This is a genomic window from Christensenella massiliensis (assembly GCF_040409835.1).
Taxonomy (GTDB): domain Bacteria; phylum Bacillota; class Clostridia; order Christensenellales; family Christensenellaceae; genus Christensenella; species Christensenella massiliensis.
Map to the genome: position 1 here is coordinate 1,364,304 of NZ_CP117826.1, position 18,052 is coordinate 1,382,355.

The window sequence follows — 18,052 nt, forward strand, 5'->3', positions numbered from 1 at the left end:
GCTCTCCTTACAAACCGAGTTTTTTCTTGAGCGCTTCCACATAATGGCGGGTGACGACGACCTTTTCCCCATTTTCGAGCTCTGCTTCCATTCTGCCGTTGAGCAGCCCGCGCACATTTTTGAGCGTCGTCACATTCAGGATACATGACTTGCTGATACGCACAAAATCCGTTTTTGCGATCTGGTCCTCCAGTTCATAAAGCCTCATGCTGCATTCATAGACCTCTTTTTCCGTATAGGCAAATGTGTGGCTGTCCACCGACTCAAAATAGAAGATATCCTCAAGGCGCAGCTGGAACGTCTTCCCGTCGCGTTTTGCCGCAACGGAAAAGAAATATAGCCTGACCTGCTCGATGAGCTTCTCGAGCCTTGCATCGATCAGCCCGCATTTTATGATGATTTCTACCGCTTCATTTTCCGGCGACTGGTCGATCAGCAATTTCACCGCTGCTTCTCCTTAAAAAAATCCAAGCTGTTTCCCTGCGGGTTTTTTACGCGTCTGCGCGGGCCCCTCCTCAAGAAGTGCGGCAGGGATATCCGCAAGGAAAGGCGAACGTTCGTCTTTCCGTCCCGTGAGCATGACAAGCTCGTCCTGCGCGCGCGTCATGCCTACATAAAACAGCCTGCGTTCCTCCTGCTCGCTGCATTCCCCGTCCTTTTTCCGGAATGGTATCAGCCCGTCCGTTACGCCGCATAAAAACACGGCGGGGAATTCAAGGCCTTTCGCCGCGTGCAGCGTCATGAGCGTGACTGCGTCTGCCGTATACGCCTTTTGCCCGCTGCGCCTTACGTCCCCCTCCGCTCCGAGCGTAAGGGCGTTCAGGAATTCCGCCATACGCCCATAAAACACCGCCATATTTCTCAGACGTTCCATACACGGCGGTGTTTTTTCATATCCCTGCGACGCGGTCCATAGGTCGATCAGCTCTGCCGGGGCAGTCCTGCGCACGAGCGGCGCAAACGTTCCGACGCGCTCCGCAAGCTTCGTCTCTCCCATCTCTGCTAAAACAGATGCGAGGGAGACCGCCGTTTGTTTTTCCTGTCCATAGCGATCTGTTATTTTTTCCATTACTGCCTGCGCGACTCCCTCTGCGCGCAGACAGGTCCTGAGCGAAACGGCGTCTTTCGGGCTGCACAAAACACGAAAAAACGCAAGCGCGCCGCGCACGCGGCGGTCTGCAAGCGTATCGTCCTTTCCCAGCACCACATAGGGGATCCCCTCTTTCTGAAAGCACTCCTCGATCAGAGCCGCCTGCCGGTGCGTACGGTAAAGCACGGCGATATCCGAAAGCCCATAGGCCGCTTCTCCGCGCTTCCTGTGCTGGGCATGGGCCGCAAGCATATCGATCCCGCCCACCATGGCATTCACTTCCTTGGCCACAAACAGCGCCTCTGCAAAGGGTGAGTCCGCCGTCAGAAGCCGCGTTTTTACGCCGCTCTTCCGCTGCGCCTCCAATACAGCCTGTTCCCGCCGCAGCACCGGAAGCGCGCAGCTGATGATCTCCGGCGTGGAGCGGTAGTTCTTTTTCAGGCGTATCTCGCGCACCGTCCTGTCTTTCTTTAGACGTTCAAAGCAATGCGCGTCCGAGCCGCGGAAGCCGTAAATAGACTGGTCCGGGTCTCCGATCACAAACAGTCCTTTGCTTTTCTGCCCCCATGTGCGGATCAGTTCGAGCTGTATGGGGTCGATGTCCTGAAATTCATCCACCAGCAAATACTCGAAGCGCGGGAGAAGCGCTTCACACTTTGCACCGCCCATGCGGAAGCTTTCCAGCGTATCCGTCAGGATATCGTCAAAATCGATCAGTCCGAGAGACCGCATGCGCGCGCAGTAGGCATCGTACACCACCTGCGGGATATCCCCCGCCGCGCCGCACTTGCGTTTCGATACTGCCTGCATTGCGTCACGCGGGCGTATCGTACAGTTGCATGCGGTAAGCGTTTCGGAGAGGATCGCAAGCGCTTCCTGCTCGTCCGCCACCGTCACATCCTTGTTCCATTCCTTCAGCAGGCCGAGGCCGAGGGAATGAAAGGTGCCGATGTGCATTGCCCGTACCGTCCTTTTGCTGCCGAAATGCGCTTCCAAACGCTCCCGCATCTCGTCCGCAGCCTTATTCGTAAATGTGACTGCCGTAATGTTTTCCGGTGCTACGCCGTAATGCTCTATGAGCCATGCGATACGGTATACGAGCGTGCGTGTTTTTCCGGTTCCCGGCCCTGCAAGCACAGCGACCGCAGGCTCTGTCGCAGAGGCAGCGGCCCATTGCTCTTCATTGAGCCCATAGGATGCCTGTGCTGCTCCCGCCGCGCTTGCAGCCACTTGTTCCGCCGCGTTCTTTTTGGGAAACGCTTCCTGCACCGAATCGTGCTTTTCCCTCTTCTTTTTCGGCTCGTCCGCAAACAGCGAAAGCTGCCCGGACAGTCTTTCCACCTCTCCTTTATCCATCACAAGGATTTTCCCGTATTCCCCGTCATAGCCCGGATGGATCTCTACCTCGCCGCAGCGCAGGCGCCGGATCCCCTCCGCGATGCACACGCCCGCCGCACGTTCTATCTCTGCGAGCGGCGTTTCGCGCAGAATGGAAAGCTCGGGGCCGAGCATACGGAGAAGCTCCAGATATTGCGCGCGTACTTTCTTGCTTGCCGGTGTGAGCCCCATCGACGACGCCACGACCTCCGGCAACGGAACGATCCTTTCGAAGTGCTTTGCGTTTTTCGGGCGAAAGCCCTCCGCGCGGTCTGCGAGCTCCACCACACGGTGATAGACGCCTACCGTGATGCGCCGCCCGCATACCGGGCATTTGCCCCCCACGGCGATCGTCTCTTCCGGCGTCATACACACCTTGCAGTTCCGGTGGCCGTCGTTATGGTATTTCCCTTCCTCCGGGAAAAATTCCAGTGTTCCGTAAAACTCGTCCGTATCATGATTTTTGAGCGCCGCCGCAACAGCCGGATAGCTCATTTCCGTATTGAAAAGATTCGCTTCCCGTGCGAGATTCGCAGGGGAATGCGCGTCTGAATTGGACACCATCGTGAAGCCGTCGAGCGCCGAAAGCTGCCAGTTCATAGGCGGATCGGACGACAGGCCCGTCTCGAGCGCATGGATATGCGGCGTTAGATCGCCAAAGCATTCTCCGATGGCATCAAAGCCCGAATAGGCCCCAAACAACGAAAAATGCGGCGTCCAGATATGCGCCGGAATAAAGACTGCCTCCGGACAGATATCGAGGGTGATCTCAAGCAGATCCCGGCTTGGGAGGCCAAGGATCGGCCGTCCGTCCGAATGCAGGTTAAAGGAAAGCTCAAGCTTATGCGAAAGCTTTTCCGCCGCATCGATCGAGGGCAGCAGAATGACATTGTGTATCTTACGCACCCGTCCGTCCTGCTTATAGATGGAGCTGATCTCGCCCGAAAGGACAAAACGCGGCTGCATCGGTTCTCCTCCGATCTCATCCGGGATACGGTGCTCCTCCTTTAAGCGGTACAGGCCCTCTTCGGCCGGAAGCAGCTTTTCTTTCAGTTCTTCCCGCCACACAGGATGCGTAAAATCGCCTGTGCCGAGAAGATCGATCCCCTTGCGGCGCGCCCACAGGTCAAGATGCTCAGGTACGCATTCCTTACTGGTCGCACGCGAATATTTGGAGTGGATATGCAGGTCTGCTACAAACATTTAATACTCCGTTCCTGTTCTTGGTTCGAAATGATCGCACCTGTTCTTCTCACCTGTCAGCATATCCGGGTCGATATCCCCGTAGACCTGACAGGAACGTATCTCCGGCATGCCCGGCGCAAAGGTCAGCACACCGTAATGTACGCAATTGTAGCACAGCACATTCTCCTCGTTGACATAATTCTGCTTTAATTGGATTCCCACGATCGTTTTCTCCTCTTTGCCCAAAAGCGCCGCTCATGCCTGCCTTTTTTCACGCGGCGCAGCCGATTGGTTTTCTTTATTATATCGCGGTCTGCGGGCAAAGCACAACCCACCCCGTTATTTTCTGTTTCCAAGCTTGCGGGCAGCAGGCATTTGCAGTAAGATAAAAAATAGATGAAATTTAGCAAGCAGCGGAGGCGGAATATGAAATTTGCAGATAAAATGAAAATCTTCGATTTGAATGTTTTTTCCAAGCTGGAGGAAAAGCGCGCCGAGCTTCTCCGGCGGGGCATGGAGGTCATCAACCTTTCGGTAGGTACGCCCGATTTTAAGCCGGACGACCATGTGATCGCGGCCCTCAAGGAGGCGGCGGGCATCGCGGATAATTTCAAATATTCCCTCGCCGACCTTCCCGAGCTTACCGAGGCGGTCATCGCGTGGTATGGCCGCCGCTACGGCGTTCCCCTCGAGCCGCGGCAGGTGATGTCCGTTTACGGCACGCAGGAGGGCATGGCGCATGTTGCACTCCCTATCTGCGATCCCGGCGACCTCGTGATCGCCCCGGACCCGTGTTACCCGGTGTTCATGTATGGACCGCGCATGGCGGGGGCGGAGGTTTATTACACACCACTGAAAAAGGAAAATAACTTTCTGATCGATTTTGACAGTATTCCGGAAGACGTCGCGCGCCGCGCGAAAATGATCGTCGTCTCCTACCCCAACAACCCGGTCACGGCGGTCGCGGACTATGCGTTTTATGAAAGGCTCGTCGCATGGGCGAAAAAATACGACGTGATCGTCGTACACGACAACGCCTATTCCGAGCTTGTGATGGACGGCGAGCCGGGCATGTCGTTCCTCGCCGTTCCGGGTGCGATGGACGTGGGTATCGAATTCAACTCTCTCTCCAAATCCTATAACCTGACCGGCCTGCGCATTTCCTTTGCACTCGGCAACACAGAGATCATCCGCAGCTTCCGCTGCCTGCGTTCGCAGATCGATTACGGTATTTCTTTCCCGGTGCAGAAAGCGGCGATCGCAGCGCTGAACGGTCCTCAGGATATATTGGAACGCAACCGCAGGGGCTACCGCGAACGCAGGAACGCGCTGTGCGGCGGACTGCGGAGCATCGGCTGGGATGTTCCCGATTCCCCGGGCACCATGTTCGTATGGGCTCCGCTTCCAAAGGGCTACGAAAAATCGTGGGATTTCGCGCTTGAGCTGATGGATAAAACAGGGATCATCTGCACGCCCGGCGAGAGCTTCGGCCCTGCGGGCGAGGGATTCGTACGGCTCGCCCTTGTGCGCGACGTCCCCTCCATCGAGCATGCGGTTCGCCTGATCCGGGAAAGCGGGATCCTGCGGTGAATTATGAATGGCTCAGCAGGTATTTGCTCGAAAAAACGGGGGTGACCACAGATTACCATCCCGAATGGGAAGCCACCCGCTATTCCGTCGGCGGAAAAATGTTTGCTATGCAGGGCGGCGATAAGAATGGGAGATCCATTTTTACGCTGAAGCTCGAGCCTTCGCTGAGCGATCTCCTGTCGTATGAATGGTAACGTTATCCAGCGTGACCACGGAGCCCTCACCCGTCGCAAAAACGGCATTCGCGCCCTCTGCCGCGGAGCTTATGACCGTATCTGATATCTCGGCAGTACTGCCACCCGCCGCCGCGAGTACAGCGTTCACCGCATAGAAGTTGCTTTCATCGGCGCTCGACGTATCTCCTGTTTTCCCGAGCGTTCCGTTTGTCATGGTCAGGCTTCCGCCGTTTTTTACAAGCACGGCATTCTCATCGGCAGACGAGGAGACGATCTCTTCGCCGTCCGAGGTCTCGCTGGTTCCGTCCACCGCAAGTACGCCTGCAAGCTCGATGCTTCCCGTTTCCGATCCGCCCATATCCCCGCCGGGGCCGCCCGTATTCACGATCGTAAGAGCCGTTGGCACAAAATCCCCGCCTTCGCCCGAGCCTTCCATTCTGACGATCGTGCCTTCCGCAAGGTCAGAATACGAGGCCTCCGTCTCACTGCCGCCCTCCTGTTTTGTGATGATAACCGCAGTGAGGTCGACGGTGATTTCCGTTCCGCCTTCATCTGCCGTAAAACCGCCTATTCCACCGGGGCCGCTTTCACCCATATCCGGCGTTCCGCCGTTTCCTGCATCACCTGACGGTGCTTCCCCATCCGGTATCTCCGGTACTTCACCAGAATTCATTTCTCCACCCTCCATGTCGGGCGGCATTTCGCCGGAGGATGTTTCCCCATTCTCCATATCGGGCGGCTCTTCGTCCGGCGGCATTCCGCCATTCACCGTTCCGAGGGCGATCGTCGCCTCATCGTCATCGATTGCCGTTACCTGCCCATATACCGCGTCGTCCTGTTCCTGCGTGCCCGTTTCCGCAGCATCGGACGCCGTCTCTGATGCCTGCTGTGCACAGGCTGTTATGCCCATCAAAAGCACTGCACACAGCAGAACTGCTAATATTTTTTTCATACTGACCGCTCCTTTCTTGGTCTGTTCCTATTGTAGGAGCGCAACGTGAAAACTGTATGATGAAAGCATGAAAAATCTGTAAACGCAAAAACGCCCGAAGAGAAAATTCTCTCCGGGCGTTTTCCGATGAGCTACCACTCTTCCGTATACAGATGCACCGGATAAGAGAGATATTCCAGCGGTTCAAGCTGGTCGACCGTCACATAGCCCGCCGGTGCATTCAAAATCGTTGGGATACGGTTCACAACGGTCGCGCAGGTATGCTCTACCGTCGCGGGCTTGACCACATGAAACTCCGTATCGGGTTCGCCGAGTATCTTCCAATCGCACATATCGCCGTCGTCCGGCCCGTATACCTTTCCGATACACTGTGTTTCGATCACAGGACCCTGATGCGTCTGTGTCGTGACCACCGCGCTCATGCCGATACAGTTTCCTTTCGGGATCGTTTCACCGGTCGTCTCGGAATATAGATCTTTTTCATAAAAATACGGCACGCTTTTTTGTGTCTGAGACCGGATCGTCCAGCCCATTTTCGCACACAGCGCCTCGTTGGAATTCCACACATAGCTCGGTTCCAGAATTTCCGGGTGTGCCAGCTGCTTTTCAAATTCCTCCGGCGTAAGTCCCACTCCGTGCGCCTGTGCGAGCGCGAGGCCATAGTCTTCTACATTATAGCTGACTGCGCCTTCGATGCGGTCTATCGTGTGGACTCCTCCTGCAACGCATGCGATCATATTGATCCAATAGATATCCTGCATACCGGAGCCTACGATCGTACAGCCTGTTTCCTTTGCAAGCACATCCAGCTTGTTCGTAACGGCCGGAGAGGTGGTCCACGGATAGATGGCTTCCTCGCATGTCGTCACCACATTGATACCGCGCGCGGCACATTTTTCGATATGCGGATACATATCATCCATAAAACTGAATAAGGTAAGGATTGCGATGTCCGCATCGCATTCGTCCAGAACCGCGTCGGCATCGCTGCGGATCGGAATGCCGAGACGCACGCCGAGTCCCGCCCATTCCCCTACATCCATTCCAACGATATCCGGGTCGACGTCGATCGCACCTACGATATCCGCGCCTTTCTCATACAGATACCGGACCGTATACTTTGCCATTTTTCCGCAGCCGTATTGTACGGCGCGTATTTTTTGATGATACATGCTCTCTCCCTCTTTTCATAAAATTTCCACTCATGCCTGTCTTGTTGTCTTTGCTTTGGATAGTATCAATATACCACCGGCGCACCCTTTCAAACCGGTTTATACAAAAACGCCCGGTAAATTTTACCGGGCGTTTCTTTTTCCTTTAATTAGAGCTGCGAATCGCTTCAAGAGGGCTCATTCTGGTCGCCTTCCATGCGGGATAGATGCCGGATACGATCCCTACGCCTACGGCTATCCCGACCGCTCCGAGACTGAGCCACCACGGAATGGAGAGCTGCACCCCGTTCTGGAAGTACATGCCGAGGAAGCTGATCTCTCCTCCTCCGAAGTTTGCGACCGCTCCGAAAATATAACTGACCCCAAGACCGATCAGCCCTCCTAAAAGACCGATCATAGCCGCCTCCACAAGGAACATCAGATTGATCCTGCGGATAGAAAGGCCGATCACCTTCATCACACCGATCTCCCGTGCACGTTCGAGGATGCTCGCGAGCATAGTGTTGGCAATGCCGATCGCCGACACCAAAAGGGAGATGAGACCGATGGCAATGAGCTGTGATTGCTGCCGCGCCTGTTCTTCCTGCATTTGGGTGATCCATTCAGTAGGGCTATATGCCTGAAATCCCATCTCTTTGACCGCCGCAAGAACGTCCGGAACGGCATCCACATCCACCGCGTTCACATATCCCTGCGAATATTCCCCTTCCTTGATCCCTGCCTGATCCATCAGCTTACGATTTTCGCGGATCAGCATATTCGCCGCCGGGATGCTGATATAGATATTATAGCTCTGCTCGCTGTCCGACTGCTCGAGGATGCCCGTGATCTTTCCCCGGTATTCCTTGGGCGTCGGCTGGTCGGGCGTGGACGGGTCGGGATTGTCGATCAAATATCCGCTGCCGGGGTAGTATTTCACATTCATACCTACCCAATCCACATCCGGTCCGGCCGGCTCCTGATAGTCGTCCGCATCTATTGCCACGGCATAACCTCCGGCCATCACCGTACCGCCCATCATCCCGCCGGAAGCATTCGGGTCCATGAAATACTGTCTCGCGTTCGCTCCTATTACAAGCTCGATATTGGAGGTGTCGGAAAACACGCCTCCCTCCATAAACGAAAAATCCATCGTGTCCGGGTCGACCGCATAGACCTGCGTATCCGCCTTATATTTTCCCATCACGATATAGGAGGGGATATATAAGAGCCCCGTCGCGTTCCTGACGCCCGGCAGCGCCCGTATCTGCTCCAGCTTTGCATCTGTCAGTTTTCCCTCCTCGCCCGAGCCCATCGGAGATATCTGTATCTGCGTGAGATCTGTGCTCTGCATGATGCTCTGGTTGAACTGCTCGAGATTCCCAAGGCCGAGCGCCACCATGATGACGATACACGCCGTTCCGATGATCACGCCGAGAACGGTCAGAATGGTCCTCATTTTGCGGCGCCACAGGTTAGAAGCCGCAAGGAGGACAATATCAATAAATGTCATCGTCTTCGAGCTCCTCTGAAAGCTCCTGTGCACGTTTTTTTCTTCTCTTTTTCACCACAATGACGGCCGCTGCGGCTGCGGCTCCGCCCGCAATGATGAGCCATCCCCACCACGGAAAGCCCGCCGTCTCTTCCTCCGGGACTTCTTCCATGGGAATATCTCCGCCGTAATCCGGCATAGGAACGAGCACCGTCTCAACGGGTATCTTCATTTCATATTCTTCGCCGTATTCATCCTCATAGGCAACGATGAAATTGCCCTCCACCGGGCCGGGCTGCACAGGCCCTGCATCTCCGTCCTCCGGCTCCGCCGTTCCCGCTTCTGTCGATACGACCGTCCGCGCAACATCTTCCGCTATAGCTCCGCCGTCTGTTATGCCCGCCATATCGCCGTCCGCTCCGGCCCCTTCTTCCAGCCCCATTCCGGTGTCTGCCGCGACCGCCGCGTAGATATCCGCCGTCTTTGCCGTACCGGATTCCATATTGCCGAGGAACGCGCTCGATTCGGGTGTAAGCCCGGGCACATCAAGCATGACCGTTACATTATATAAGATATTTTTCCCCTTATTATACAGGTTCAGGCTGGCGGAGGTCGTGTCGCCCATATAGACCTCTGCCGGGAATTTCGGCGGATCATATTCGAGGCGTATCTTCTGATGTACCTCCACGCTGATCTCGTCTGCCGCCGTAAGCTGCGCAGCCTGATTGTCCTCATAGGCAATGGCGATGTCGATCTTCTGCGGCCCCGCTTTTGCGTCGGCACGGGCTTCCATCGTGAAGCTGAAATCAGCCGTCTTTTTGGGGGCGATCTTTTCGATATACGCCGTATTCGTGTTGTCGCCGGGCATGAGGTCCGTCGTCTGGCTCTTAAAGGTGACAGTGATGTTTTTCACGCTCGTCTCTTTGCTTGTGTTGGTGAGCGTCACCTTCACAGTAAACTTTTCGCCCGCGTTTACCGGGTCGGGGCTGATCTCATAGTTACTGATGATCACTTTCGGCTGAGAACTCACGCCGCTGCCGCCACCGCCGCCCGTTCCGGGATCAAATCCCGGATCTCCTCCCGGGTCCGTTCCCGGGTCTTCCGTCGGCTGTCCGCCCGGCTCTTCACTCGGCTCAGGCGCAGGGTCTGTTCCGTCGGTGATTTTGACAAAGACAGTAAATTCCTGCGTCTTCACTTCTCCGCCTGCCGTCGGATAGCTCGTCCTGATAACGACCGGATAGTTTCCGTTCACCCGGTCCTTTGCAAGCGGCAGACGCAGGTCCACCAGATAGGACTGCTTCGTTTTTCCGTCTGTCAGCTTGTTCTCTTTCAAGGATACGGACGTATCATAGTTATTGAATATGAACGGCGCTGTTTGGGGGTCTCCCAGATCGACCGAGACTGCTACGTCTTTTCCTTCCTCGACCTGCTCCGTTCCCGGACCGGGGATCAGCGGGAGAATGACCCGCGCAGCGCCGCCGGATACGGCGGGGCTATACCCGTTTTGGTAGGTCGCATCCATTCCCTCATATTGGCTTTTGCTGTCGATGCGCAGCGCCGTGCCGCGCATATCCGCAGCAAAGGCGGTAGGCAGCGCAAAAGAAAGCGCAAGCAGGACAATGAGTGCAGTGATCGTGATTCGTTTTTTCATGTTTCCTCTCCCTGTGTTTCTGATTCCGCCTGTGCTGTCTTTCCGGCGGCGGGCCCGTGTCTTTCACGCTTCGCCACTTTTCCGTCTATGATATGAATGACCTGATCGGCATATTCCGCTTTTGTCGGGTCGTGCGTCACAAACAGGAGCGTTGCGCCGCGTTTCCTTACCTGCCCGCACATGATCTCCATGATCTGTTCCGCCGTCACCGAATCAAGATTTCCCGTCGGTTCGTCCGCAAAAATGATCTCCGGCTTTGCAATGATGGCGCGCGCGATGGATACGCGCTGCTGCTGTCCGCCCGAGAGCTGGTTCGGCATGTTTTTCAGATGCTTCCCAAGCCCCATTTCTACAAGCAGCCTGTTCGCCGCTTTCATACGTACGGCACGCGGCACGCCCCGGAACATCAGGGGAAGCGCCACATTTTCCGCCGCCGTCATGGTAGGCATCAAATTAAAGGACTGAAACACAAAGCCGATATGCTTCAGGCGAAAATCCACCAATTCACTTTCATTCATTTTATAAGTTGGTTTTTTCCGAATAAATATCTTGCCTGCGGTCGGATGCTCGAGCCCCGCAAGGAGGGAAAGCAGCGTCGATTTTCCGCTGCCGGACGTACCGAGGATCGCGCACACCTCGCCGGGCATCACATCGATATCTACTCCGGCAAGCGCATGTATCTTCGTATTTCCCATACGGTAGGTTTTTTTCAGATTTCTTGCTATAATGATCGGTTCCACCGTTCCCCTCCAAAATGGAAAATAAAAGCCTCTGTCAGATGCAAAAGGAAAAACGCCCAAACAGCAATATCCGCATTTTTATTATACCATAGCATACTGCCGGGCTGTTCCGTTTTTTCTTAATAAACTCTTAAGCTTTCTCAGAATAGAAGCAAATTGTTTCATAGTTGTAAACTTCAGGCGTTTTTTCCGTTTTCTGCAAAAAAAGAGAACGCGCACGGCGTTCTCTTTCCTATCGTTACGCTTCGACCAAGCTTTTGAAGTCTTTGTATTTTTCATCCCACATCCGCTTTTCCTGCGGCAGATAGGTCGCTGGCTCGCAGGAGGCCGCGACAACGCTGCGCGCTTCCCTGATGTCGGCAAGCTCCCCTGCCGCAATCAGCTGTACTGCGATGTTTCCGAGCACCGTCGCTTCGTCCGGCCCGGCAATAACGGTCATGCCCGTCGCGTCGGCGGTCATCTGGCACAGGAGCGCGCTTTTTGTTCCGCCGCCGAGAATGTGCACTGTACGGTATTCCTTTCCCGTACATTCGCACAGCCGCTCGATGCTGTAGCGGAATTTCAGCGCGAGGCTTTCGTCGATACAGCGGATCACTTCTCCCTCTGTCTGCGGTACGGGCTGCCCGGTCCGTTCGCAAAAGTCCCGAATGCGCCGCGGTAGATTTCCCGGTTTGCCGAATTCCGGGCTGTCCACGTCGATCAAGCTGCGGAAAGGCGTACACCTCTTCGCCATCTGTTCGAGCTCTCCGAAGCCAAATTCACGGCCCTCGCGTATCCACTGCCGGCGCGATTCTTGGATAGGCCATGTCCCCATGATATTTTTCAGAAAACGGTAGGTGCCCTCTACGCCACCCTCATTGGCAAAATTATATTCCGCTCCCTTCGCGTTGATACACGGCTCATGCAGCTCTGTTCCAAGCAGGCTCCACGTTCCGCAGCTGATGAAAATAAAATCCTGCTCCTGCGTTGGAACTGCCGCGACCGCCGCAGCCGTATCGTGCCCGGCCGTACACATCACTTTCGCTTTGGGCGCACCCAGCTCTTCGCATATTTCATCGCGCAGCAGGCCGCATTCCGTGCCCGGTTGTACGATATCGCACAGCTTTTCACGCGGTATCCCGGCAAGCGCCAGCACCTTATCGCTCCAATCCCTGCTTTTCGCATCCAGCATTTCGGAGGTGGAAGCGATGGTATATTCCGTGTGCATCTCTCCGGTCAGGAAATAATTGTAAAGGTCGGGCGTAAAGAGTATCTTTTTCGTCGCCTCAAGAAGCCCGGGCTTCTGCTCTTTCAGATAGATGAGCTGGTAGAGCGTATTGATCGCAAGGTGCTGCAGGCCCGCCGTCTCATAAAGCTCGCCGAGGTCGACCCGCCTCAGGAATTCGCGGAACGGCTGCTCGGAACGTTCGTCGCGGTAGTGGACCGGATTCTGAACGAGCTGCCCGTCCTCTCCGATGAGGCCGAAATCCACGCCCCATGTATCGATGCCGATCATATCAAAGCCGCCCTCGTTGACCGCTTTTGTGATCCCCTGCTTGATATTGTAAAACAGGCGCAGCGCATCCCAATAGAGGGTTCCGTTCACGAAGACCGGATCGTTCGTAAAGCGGTGAAGCTCCTTCATCGTGATTTTTCCGTCCGTATACTGTGCGATCATTGCACGGCCGCTCGAAGCGCCGAAATCAAATGCCAAAATTTTGCTCATGCTATTTCCCCTTTATTATTATGTTCCTAATAATAACTATACTGAAAACGAACCCGGGAATCAATGAAAAATAGTATACTTTTCATGTAGTTTTCAAACATTTTTATGTCCGCTGCAAAAAAAAATTGTTCACCTGATGATTGATGTCACATTCCATTTGTGCGATAATGACTGTATGAGCAGCTGCTCATGATCCTATCCGAAAGAGTGGAAACGTCTATGGAATATGTAAAGCTTGGCAGGACCGATATTCATGTGAGCCGAATGGCGATGGGCGGCGACGTGCGTACGCCGCGCGAAGAGTTTGCTGCGGCGCTGCAGTTTGCCGTAGATCACGGCGTGAACCTGATCGATACCGCGCCTGCTTACGGCAGCAGCGAAGAGGTGCTTGGAACGATCCTTCCGGGCATCAAGGGAAAGCTATATGTATCCACAAAATTCAGCAATGACCCGCAGCCATTTTTGCCGCAGGACCGCGACTGCCTGCTGCGCGCCGTAGAAAACAGCCTCAACCGTCTGAAACGCGACACCATCGATATTTGGATGGTGCATGAGCCCGACCGTCCTTTCCAGTATGACTGGTGGGAACGCCCGCAGGACCTCAACCGGCCCGAAGCCTATTATGGTCCCGTGATGGACGTGCTTTCCGATTTGAAAAGGCAGGGCATTATTCAATATACGGGAATTGGCGGAACGACGGCATACGAGATCGTTCCCATCATCGAGAGCGGCTTTTTCGACGTGATTTTGACAGCCTTCAATTACAGCCTTCTTTGGCAGGAGGCAGCCATCGAGGTCATCCCCGCCGCCAAAAAACAAAACATGGGGATCCTGCTCGGCTCCGTTCTGCAGCAGGGAGCGCTCGCAAGGCGTTACGACGAGCAGGTGAAAGCAAAACCCGCATGGCTCTCAAGGCCCCGTCAGCAGCAATATTTGAAGCTATATGAGTTGTGCGACGAGCTTCATATGGACGTTGCCGATCTTGCGATGCGCTTCGCATTTTCCAACCCCGACATTCACGCAGTCGTAACAGGAGCCGGAACCGTAAAAAATGTGGAGCGTAATCTCGCTTCCTATGAAAAGGGTCCTCTGCCGGAAGACGTTTTGAAGCGAATCGATGAGATCTATCAAATGGTGCCTTTCCGTCCATTCGAGGAGTCTTTCTTTATGCCTTTTACGCGTCCCTATAAAGGGCCGCGCATGGTGCATTGAACCACATATATCAAAACAAAATGCCGGAAAAATCTCCGGCATTTTTTGTTACTTGCTTTTCAGCTCGTCGTCTGTGAGCTGCAGGCCCTTTTTGATCAACTTTTTAGAAAGAAATTTATCCGCGCGTTTTTCAATGATACGCTCGAACCCGCGCATCATAAACGGCGCGATCACCGTAAAGATACACACCACTACGACCTGCGGCAGATTGATCGGCGAAATATCGAAAAAGCCCCGGATAAACGGAATAATGAGGCACAGGAAGAACAGCCCGACCGCACTGCCGAAAATGACCTTGCGCGCAGTCGTAAACGGTACGCTGACTTTCGCTACCACCCACATTCCGACTGCGACTGCCATGAGCATACACATCGTCGATACCGCTGCAGGCGTATATTGGAAGATGCCTGCAAATACATTGACCGCAAGGATACCGATGATCACAGACAGGCCGCCTGGAAGCGAGCGCTTCAGGATATTGATAAGAAAATGCTTCTTTATCGGTGAGAAATTCGGTTCCAGCGCAAGGAAGAACGCTGGGAAGCCGATCGTGATAAAGCTGATGAGCGTCATTTGCAGGGGCGTGAACGGGTAGCTGCTGTCGAGCAGAATGACCGTCGCAAACGCAAGGAGCACCGCGTATACCGTCTTGGTAATGAACAGGGTGGCCACACGTTCGATGTTATTGATAACCTTGCGTCCCTCGTTGACGATGTCCGGCATAGTCGCAAAATTAGAATCGAGCAGCACGAGGTTGGCAATATTTTTTGCCGCGTCGCTTCCCGACGCCATCGCGATCCCGCAGTCCGCCTCTTTCAGAGCGAGCACATCGTTTACGCCGTCTCCCGTCATCGCGACCGTGTGTCCTCTGCGCTTCATGGCCGCAATCAGCTCTTTTTTCTGCGCTGGAGTAACGCGTCCGAACACATCATATTTTTCTGCGGCAGCTTCAAGCGCTTCCTGCGTTGTGAGCGTCGTCGCGTCCACCGCTTCATAATTCTTGACGCCCGCCCGCTCGGCAATCGCGCTTGCTGTTACCGGGCTATCGCCCGATATGATCTTGATTGCGACCTGCTGCTTCTCAAAAAAGCGCAGCGTCTTTTTCGCGTCCGGCCGTATGCGGTCTGATATCAGCAGAAATGCCGCCGGCTTCATTCCTTCTGGAACGGCATTGCCCTCTACGTCGTCTGCGGCGCTGTGGGCAAGCACGAGCACCCGGCTGCCCTTTTTGGCATATTGTTCTGCATCCAGCTCTTGATATCCGTTAGGGAAAATGAATTCAAATGCCCCGAGGAACCATGTCCCTTCCCCCTCGAAGCATACGCCGCTGTATTTGCGTGCGGAGGAAAAAGGTATGATAGACTTTATTTCATGGTCAAAGCTCTTGCCGAATTTTTCTACGACTGCATGGAATGTTGCGTTATCATCCTGCAGCGCGCCTGCCATATTGGATAAGACCCGCTCTATATTCTGCGATGGGTCGAGGGCGATCACCTCTTCCACATGCATTTTCCCCTCGGTGATCGTTCCCGTCTTATCGAGGCACAGGATGTCTACCCGTGCGAGCGTCTCGATACAATAAAGATCCTGTACGAGCGTCCGTTTTGTTGCGAGGATCACCGCGCTGGTCGCAAGGGAAATACTGGTGAGCAGTATGAGCCCCTCCGGGATCATACCGATGAGCGCGCCTACTGTTTTCACCGTATTATCTGCTATGGGCAGACCTACGACAAGGCCCTGCTTTACGAAAAGCAGAATACCGACCGGAACGATGATGATGCTGATCACTTTCAAAATGCGGTTCAGGGAATTGCGCAGCTCGGAGGTGCGCTTTTTAGACACCTTGGCGTCGTATGATATTTTATTCGCATAGTTTTCGATGCCCACACGCTCAACGCGGGCATACGCATTTCCCGATACGATATAACTTCCCGAATACAGAAAATCCCCCGGCCCTTTGGCAATGACGTCCGACTCGCCTGTGATCAGCGATTCATTGACCTCTACCGAACCCTCGAGAATGATCCCGTCCGCGCATACCTGATTGCCGGGCATGAGCTGCATCACATCGTCGAGCACAAGCTCCGCCACGCCGATCTCTTTTTCCGCTCCGTTCCTGACTACCGTCACCTTTGCCGCCACGATGACCGACAGCTTATCGAGCGTCTTTTTCGTGACGATCTCCTGTGCGATACCGATGACGAGATTCCCTACTACGACAAGCAGGAAAACAAGCTCCTTGATATAACCCGTCATGACGATCAGTACGGTAAACACCATATTCAGGATATTAAAAAAGGTAACGAGATTGTCCTTGAATATCTGCCGGTAGGATTTTGTCGTATTTGTATTGAATGCGTTGGTAAGCCCTGCTTCTATGCGGCTTTTGACCTGTTCATCCGTCAGCCCCGTCCGGCAGTCCGAATCGTAGCGCTGCTGCTCTTCCGCCATACTGTTCCTCTCATACACCGTCCATAATGGTTTTATTATATCATATTTATTTTGCCCTTAAATGCCGATTTGTTAAATTTTATAAAATACTAACAAAAAACGGCAGATTTGTTCATCTGCCGTTTCGATATTTTTAAGAATCTCTGCTATTTTGTAGAAAAACGGTATTCCGTTACATCATGATAGGTCTTTCCTTTTTTCAGAATGCAGGAAGGAAATTCGTCGTGGTGCATACTGTCCGGAAAAAGCTGCGTTTCAAAGCAATATGCCGTGCGCGGCCCGTATTGCACTCCGTTTTTTCCTTTCATTTCCGGCACAAAGTTCGCCGTATAAAGCTGCATGCCCGGCTTATCCGTATATACCTCCATGATTCGTCCGCTCTGCGGATCCTCTACGCGCGCTGCGCGGCGGAAACCCGCCCCCCACAGCACAAAATTATGATCATAGCCTCCGCACAGCCTTAGCTGCGGAAATGGATCCTCGATGCGCTCCCCTATCAAATGAGGATGGGTAAAATCGAGCGGCGTATCCGCGACTTCGGCGATTTCGCCCGTTGGGATCAGGTTTTCATCTACAGGCGTATATTCACCTGCGTCTATCTTCAGAACATGGTCTCCTATGTCTCCCTCTCCGCGCAGATTAAAATAGGAATGGTTGGTCAGCGACAGCACGGTATCTGCATCTGCCTCAGCAAAATACTCGAGACGCACCGTGTTGTCGTCCGTGAGCGTCATTTCCACACGGATATCCACAGCTGCCGGGAACCCATCCTCGCCGTCCGGGCTGTGATAGGTGAGCGACAATGTATTCTCTTCCGCAGACGCATCCCATACCTTACGGTTCAAACTATTGTTTCCTCCATGCAGAAGATTGACGCCGTTTTCATTGCAGGGAATTACATAATCCTTTCCGCCTACTGTGAACTGTCCGCCCGCAATTCGGTTGGCGTAGCGCCCTACTGTCGCACCGAAAAACGGATGGTCCCCATAATATTCCTCCGGCGTTTCGAAGCCGAGAACCACATCCGCCGCGGCACCGTCCGCATCCGGCATTTCCACCGCCATGATGGTCGCCCCGTAATTGGTTACTTTCATGCGGCCGCCCGCTTCGTTTGAAATAGTATACACAAAAACGTCTTTTCCGTCTTTTACACCTGTTTTTTGAATCTCGATCATGATAATTACCGCCCTTTTGAAATGTTACTATTATTTTACATCAAAAGTTTCCGTTTTCCTATCCGTTCTTTGTTCTTTTTTGTAAAATTTCTCATGGGGCACCGC

Annotated in this window: 14 protein-coding genes; 3 read left to right on the forward strand and 11 right to left on the reverse strand. The window is 54.0% G+C overall.

Going from position 1 to position 18,052, the window contains the following annotated elements; genetic code table 11:
- Positions 1–7 precede the first annotated feature (7 nt).
- Genes PUP29_RS06610 through PUP29_RS06620 form a run of 3 tightly spaced genes read right to left on the reverse strand, consistent with a single transcriptional unit; the run spans position 8 to position 3,874 of the window.
- Entirely contained in the window at positions 8–445 is a 438-nt protein-coding gene (locus PUP29_RS06610) for a LytTR family DNA-binding domain-containing protein (RefSeq protein ID WP_079546645.1), read from the reverse strand.
- 12 nt (positions 446–457) lie between these two features.
- Entirely contained in the window at positions 458–3,670 is a 3,213-nt protein-coding gene (locus PUP29_RS06615) for a UvrD-helicase domain-containing protein (protein ID WP_353422750.1), read from the reverse strand.
- A complete protein-coding gene (locus tag PUP29_RS06620; protein WP_353422752.1) occupies positions 3,671–3,874 on the reverse strand; it encodes a hypothetical protein in 204 nt (67 codons plus the stop codon). It abuts the gene before it with no gap.
- 204 nt (positions 3,875–4,078) lie between these two features.
- Between PUP29_RS06620 and PUP29_RS06625 the strand changes: the two genes are divergently transcribed.
- Together PUP29_RS06625 and PUP29_RS06630 are read left to right on the forward strand one after the other, a co-directional pair.
- Positions 4,079–5,242: an aminotransferase class I/II-fold pyridoxal phosphate-dependent enzyme gene (locus PUP29_RS06625; protein ID WP_079546642.1), complete on the forward strand. Its 1,164-nt coding sequence runs from the start codon at positions 4,079–4,081 to the stop codon at positions 5,240–5,242.
- On the forward strand, positions 5,239–5,436 hold the full coding sequence (locus PUP29_RS06630; protein WP_353422754.1) for an MmcQ/YjbR family DNA-binding protein: 198 nt from the start codon (positions 5,239–5,241) through the stop codon (positions 5,434–5,436). The genes PUP29_RS06625 and PUP29_RS06630 overlap by 4 nt, the downstream gene beginning before the upstream one ends.
- Here the strand turns inward: PUP29_RS06630 and PUP29_RS06635 are convergent.
- The 6 genes from PUP29_RS06635 to PUP29_RS06660 form a co-directional block, all read right to left on the reverse strand.
- Positions 5,384–6,370 carry a hypothetical protein gene (locus PUP29_RS06635; protein ID WP_353422756.1) on the reverse strand — a complete coding sequence of 329 codons (987 nt, stop codon included), beginning with the start codon at positions 6,368–6,370 and terminating at the stop codon, positions 5,384–5,386. The genes PUP29_RS06630 and PUP29_RS06635 overlap by 53 nt on opposite strands.
- Before the next feature lie 131 nt (positions 6,371–6,501).
- A complete protein-coding gene (locus PUP29_RS06640) occupies positions 6,502–7,542 on the reverse strand; it encodes an NAD(P)H-dependent amine dehydrogenase family protein (protein ID WP_353422758.1) in 1,041 nt (346 codons plus the stop codon).
- A gap of 145 nt (positions 7,543–7,687) precedes the next feature.
- Entirely contained in the window at positions 7,688–9,034 is a 1,347-nt protein-coding gene (locus tag PUP29_RS06645) for an ABC transporter permease (RefSeq protein WP_079546639.1), read from the reverse strand.
- Positions 9,021–10,664, reverse strand: coding sequence for a COG1361 S-layer family protein (locus PUP29_RS06650; protein ID WP_353422761.1), 1,644 nt, complete (start codon positions 10,662–10,664; stop codon positions 9,021–9,023). Before PUP29_RS06650 ends, PUP29_RS06645 begins: the two co-directional genes overlap by 14 nt.
- Entirely contained in the window at positions 10,661–11,404 is a 744-nt protein-coding gene (locus PUP29_RS06655; RefSeq protein WP_353422763.1) for an ABC transporter ATP-binding protein, read from the reverse strand. Before PUP29_RS06655 ends, PUP29_RS06650 begins: the two co-directional genes overlap by 4 nt.
- 238 nt (positions 11,405–11,642) lie before the next feature.
- Complete coding sequence (locus PUP29_RS06660; protein ID WP_353422765.1) at positions 11,643–13,109, reverse strand: rhamnulokinase; 1,467 nt, start codon at positions 13,107–13,109, stop codon at positions 11,643–11,645.
- A gap of 189 nt (positions 13,110–13,298) precedes the next feature.
- On the opposite strand from PUP29_RS06660, the gene PUP29_RS06665 reads away from it, so the two are divergent.
- On the forward strand, positions 13,299–14,321 hold the full coding sequence (locus tag PUP29_RS06665) for an aldo/keto reductase (protein ID WP_353422767.1): 1,023 nt from the start codon (positions 13,299–13,301) through the stop codon (positions 14,319–14,321).
- A 48-nt stretch (positions 14,322–14,369) separates the two neighbouring features.
- Here PUP29_RS06665 and PUP29_RS06670 read toward each other — a convergent pair whose 3' ends face one another.
- Both PUP29_RS06670 and PUP29_RS06675 read right to left on the reverse strand, forming a co-directional pair.
- Positions 14,370–16,772 (reverse strand): cation-translocating P-type ATPase, encoded by a 2,403-nt coding sequence (locus PUP29_RS06670; RefSeq protein WP_353422769.1) that lies wholly within the window; start codon positions 16,770–16,772, stop codon positions 14,370–14,372.
- Positions 16,773–16,918: 146 nt separating this feature from the next.
- A complete protein-coding gene (locus PUP29_RS06675; protein ID WP_353422771.1) occupies positions 16,919–17,947 on the reverse strand; it encodes an aldose epimerase family protein in 1,029 nt (342 codons plus the stop codon).
- Between the last annotated feature and the right edge of the window lie 105 nt (positions 17,948–18,052).

Coding starts and splice junctions, on each gene's coding strand:
- PUP29_RS06615 (WP_353422750.1), bottom strand. CDS start 3,670: ATGTTTGTAGCAGACCTGCATATCCACTCCAAATATTCGCGTGCGACC.
- PUP29_RS06625 (WP_079546642.1), top strand. CDS start 4,079: ATGAAATTTGCAGATAAAATGAAAATCTTCGATTTGAATGTTTTTTCC.
- PUP29_RS06635 (WP_353422756.1), bottom strand. CDS start 6,370: ATGAAAAAAATATTAGCAGTTCTGCTGTGTGCAGTGCTTTTGATGGGC.
- PUP29_RS06640 (WP_353422758.1), bottom strand. CDS start 7,542: ATGTATCATCAAAAAATACGCGCCGTACAATACGGCTGCGGAAAAATG.
- PUP29_RS06645 (WP_079546639.1), bottom strand. CDS start 9,034: ATGACATTTATTGATATTGTCCTCCTTGCGGCTTCTAACCTGTGGCGC.
- PUP29_RS06650 (WP_353422761.1), bottom strand. CDS start 10,664: ATGAAAAAACGAATCACGATCACTGCACTCATTGTCCTGCTTGCGCTT.
- PUP29_RS06660 (WP_353422765.1), bottom strand. CDS start 13,109: ATGAGCAAAATTTTGGCATTTGATTTCGGCGCTTCGAGCGGCCGTGCA.
- PUP29_RS06665 (WP_353422767.1), top strand. CDS start 13,299: ATGATCCTATCCGAAAGAGTGGAAACGTCTATGGAATATGTAAAGCTT.
- PUP29_RS06670 (WP_353422769.1), bottom strand. CDS start 16,772: ATGGCGGAAGAGCAGCAGCGCTACGATTCGGACTGCCGGACGGGGCTG.
- PUP29_RS06675 (WP_353422771.1), bottom strand. CDS start 17,947: ATGATCGAGATTCAAAAAACAGGTGTAAAAGACGGAAAAGACGTTTTT.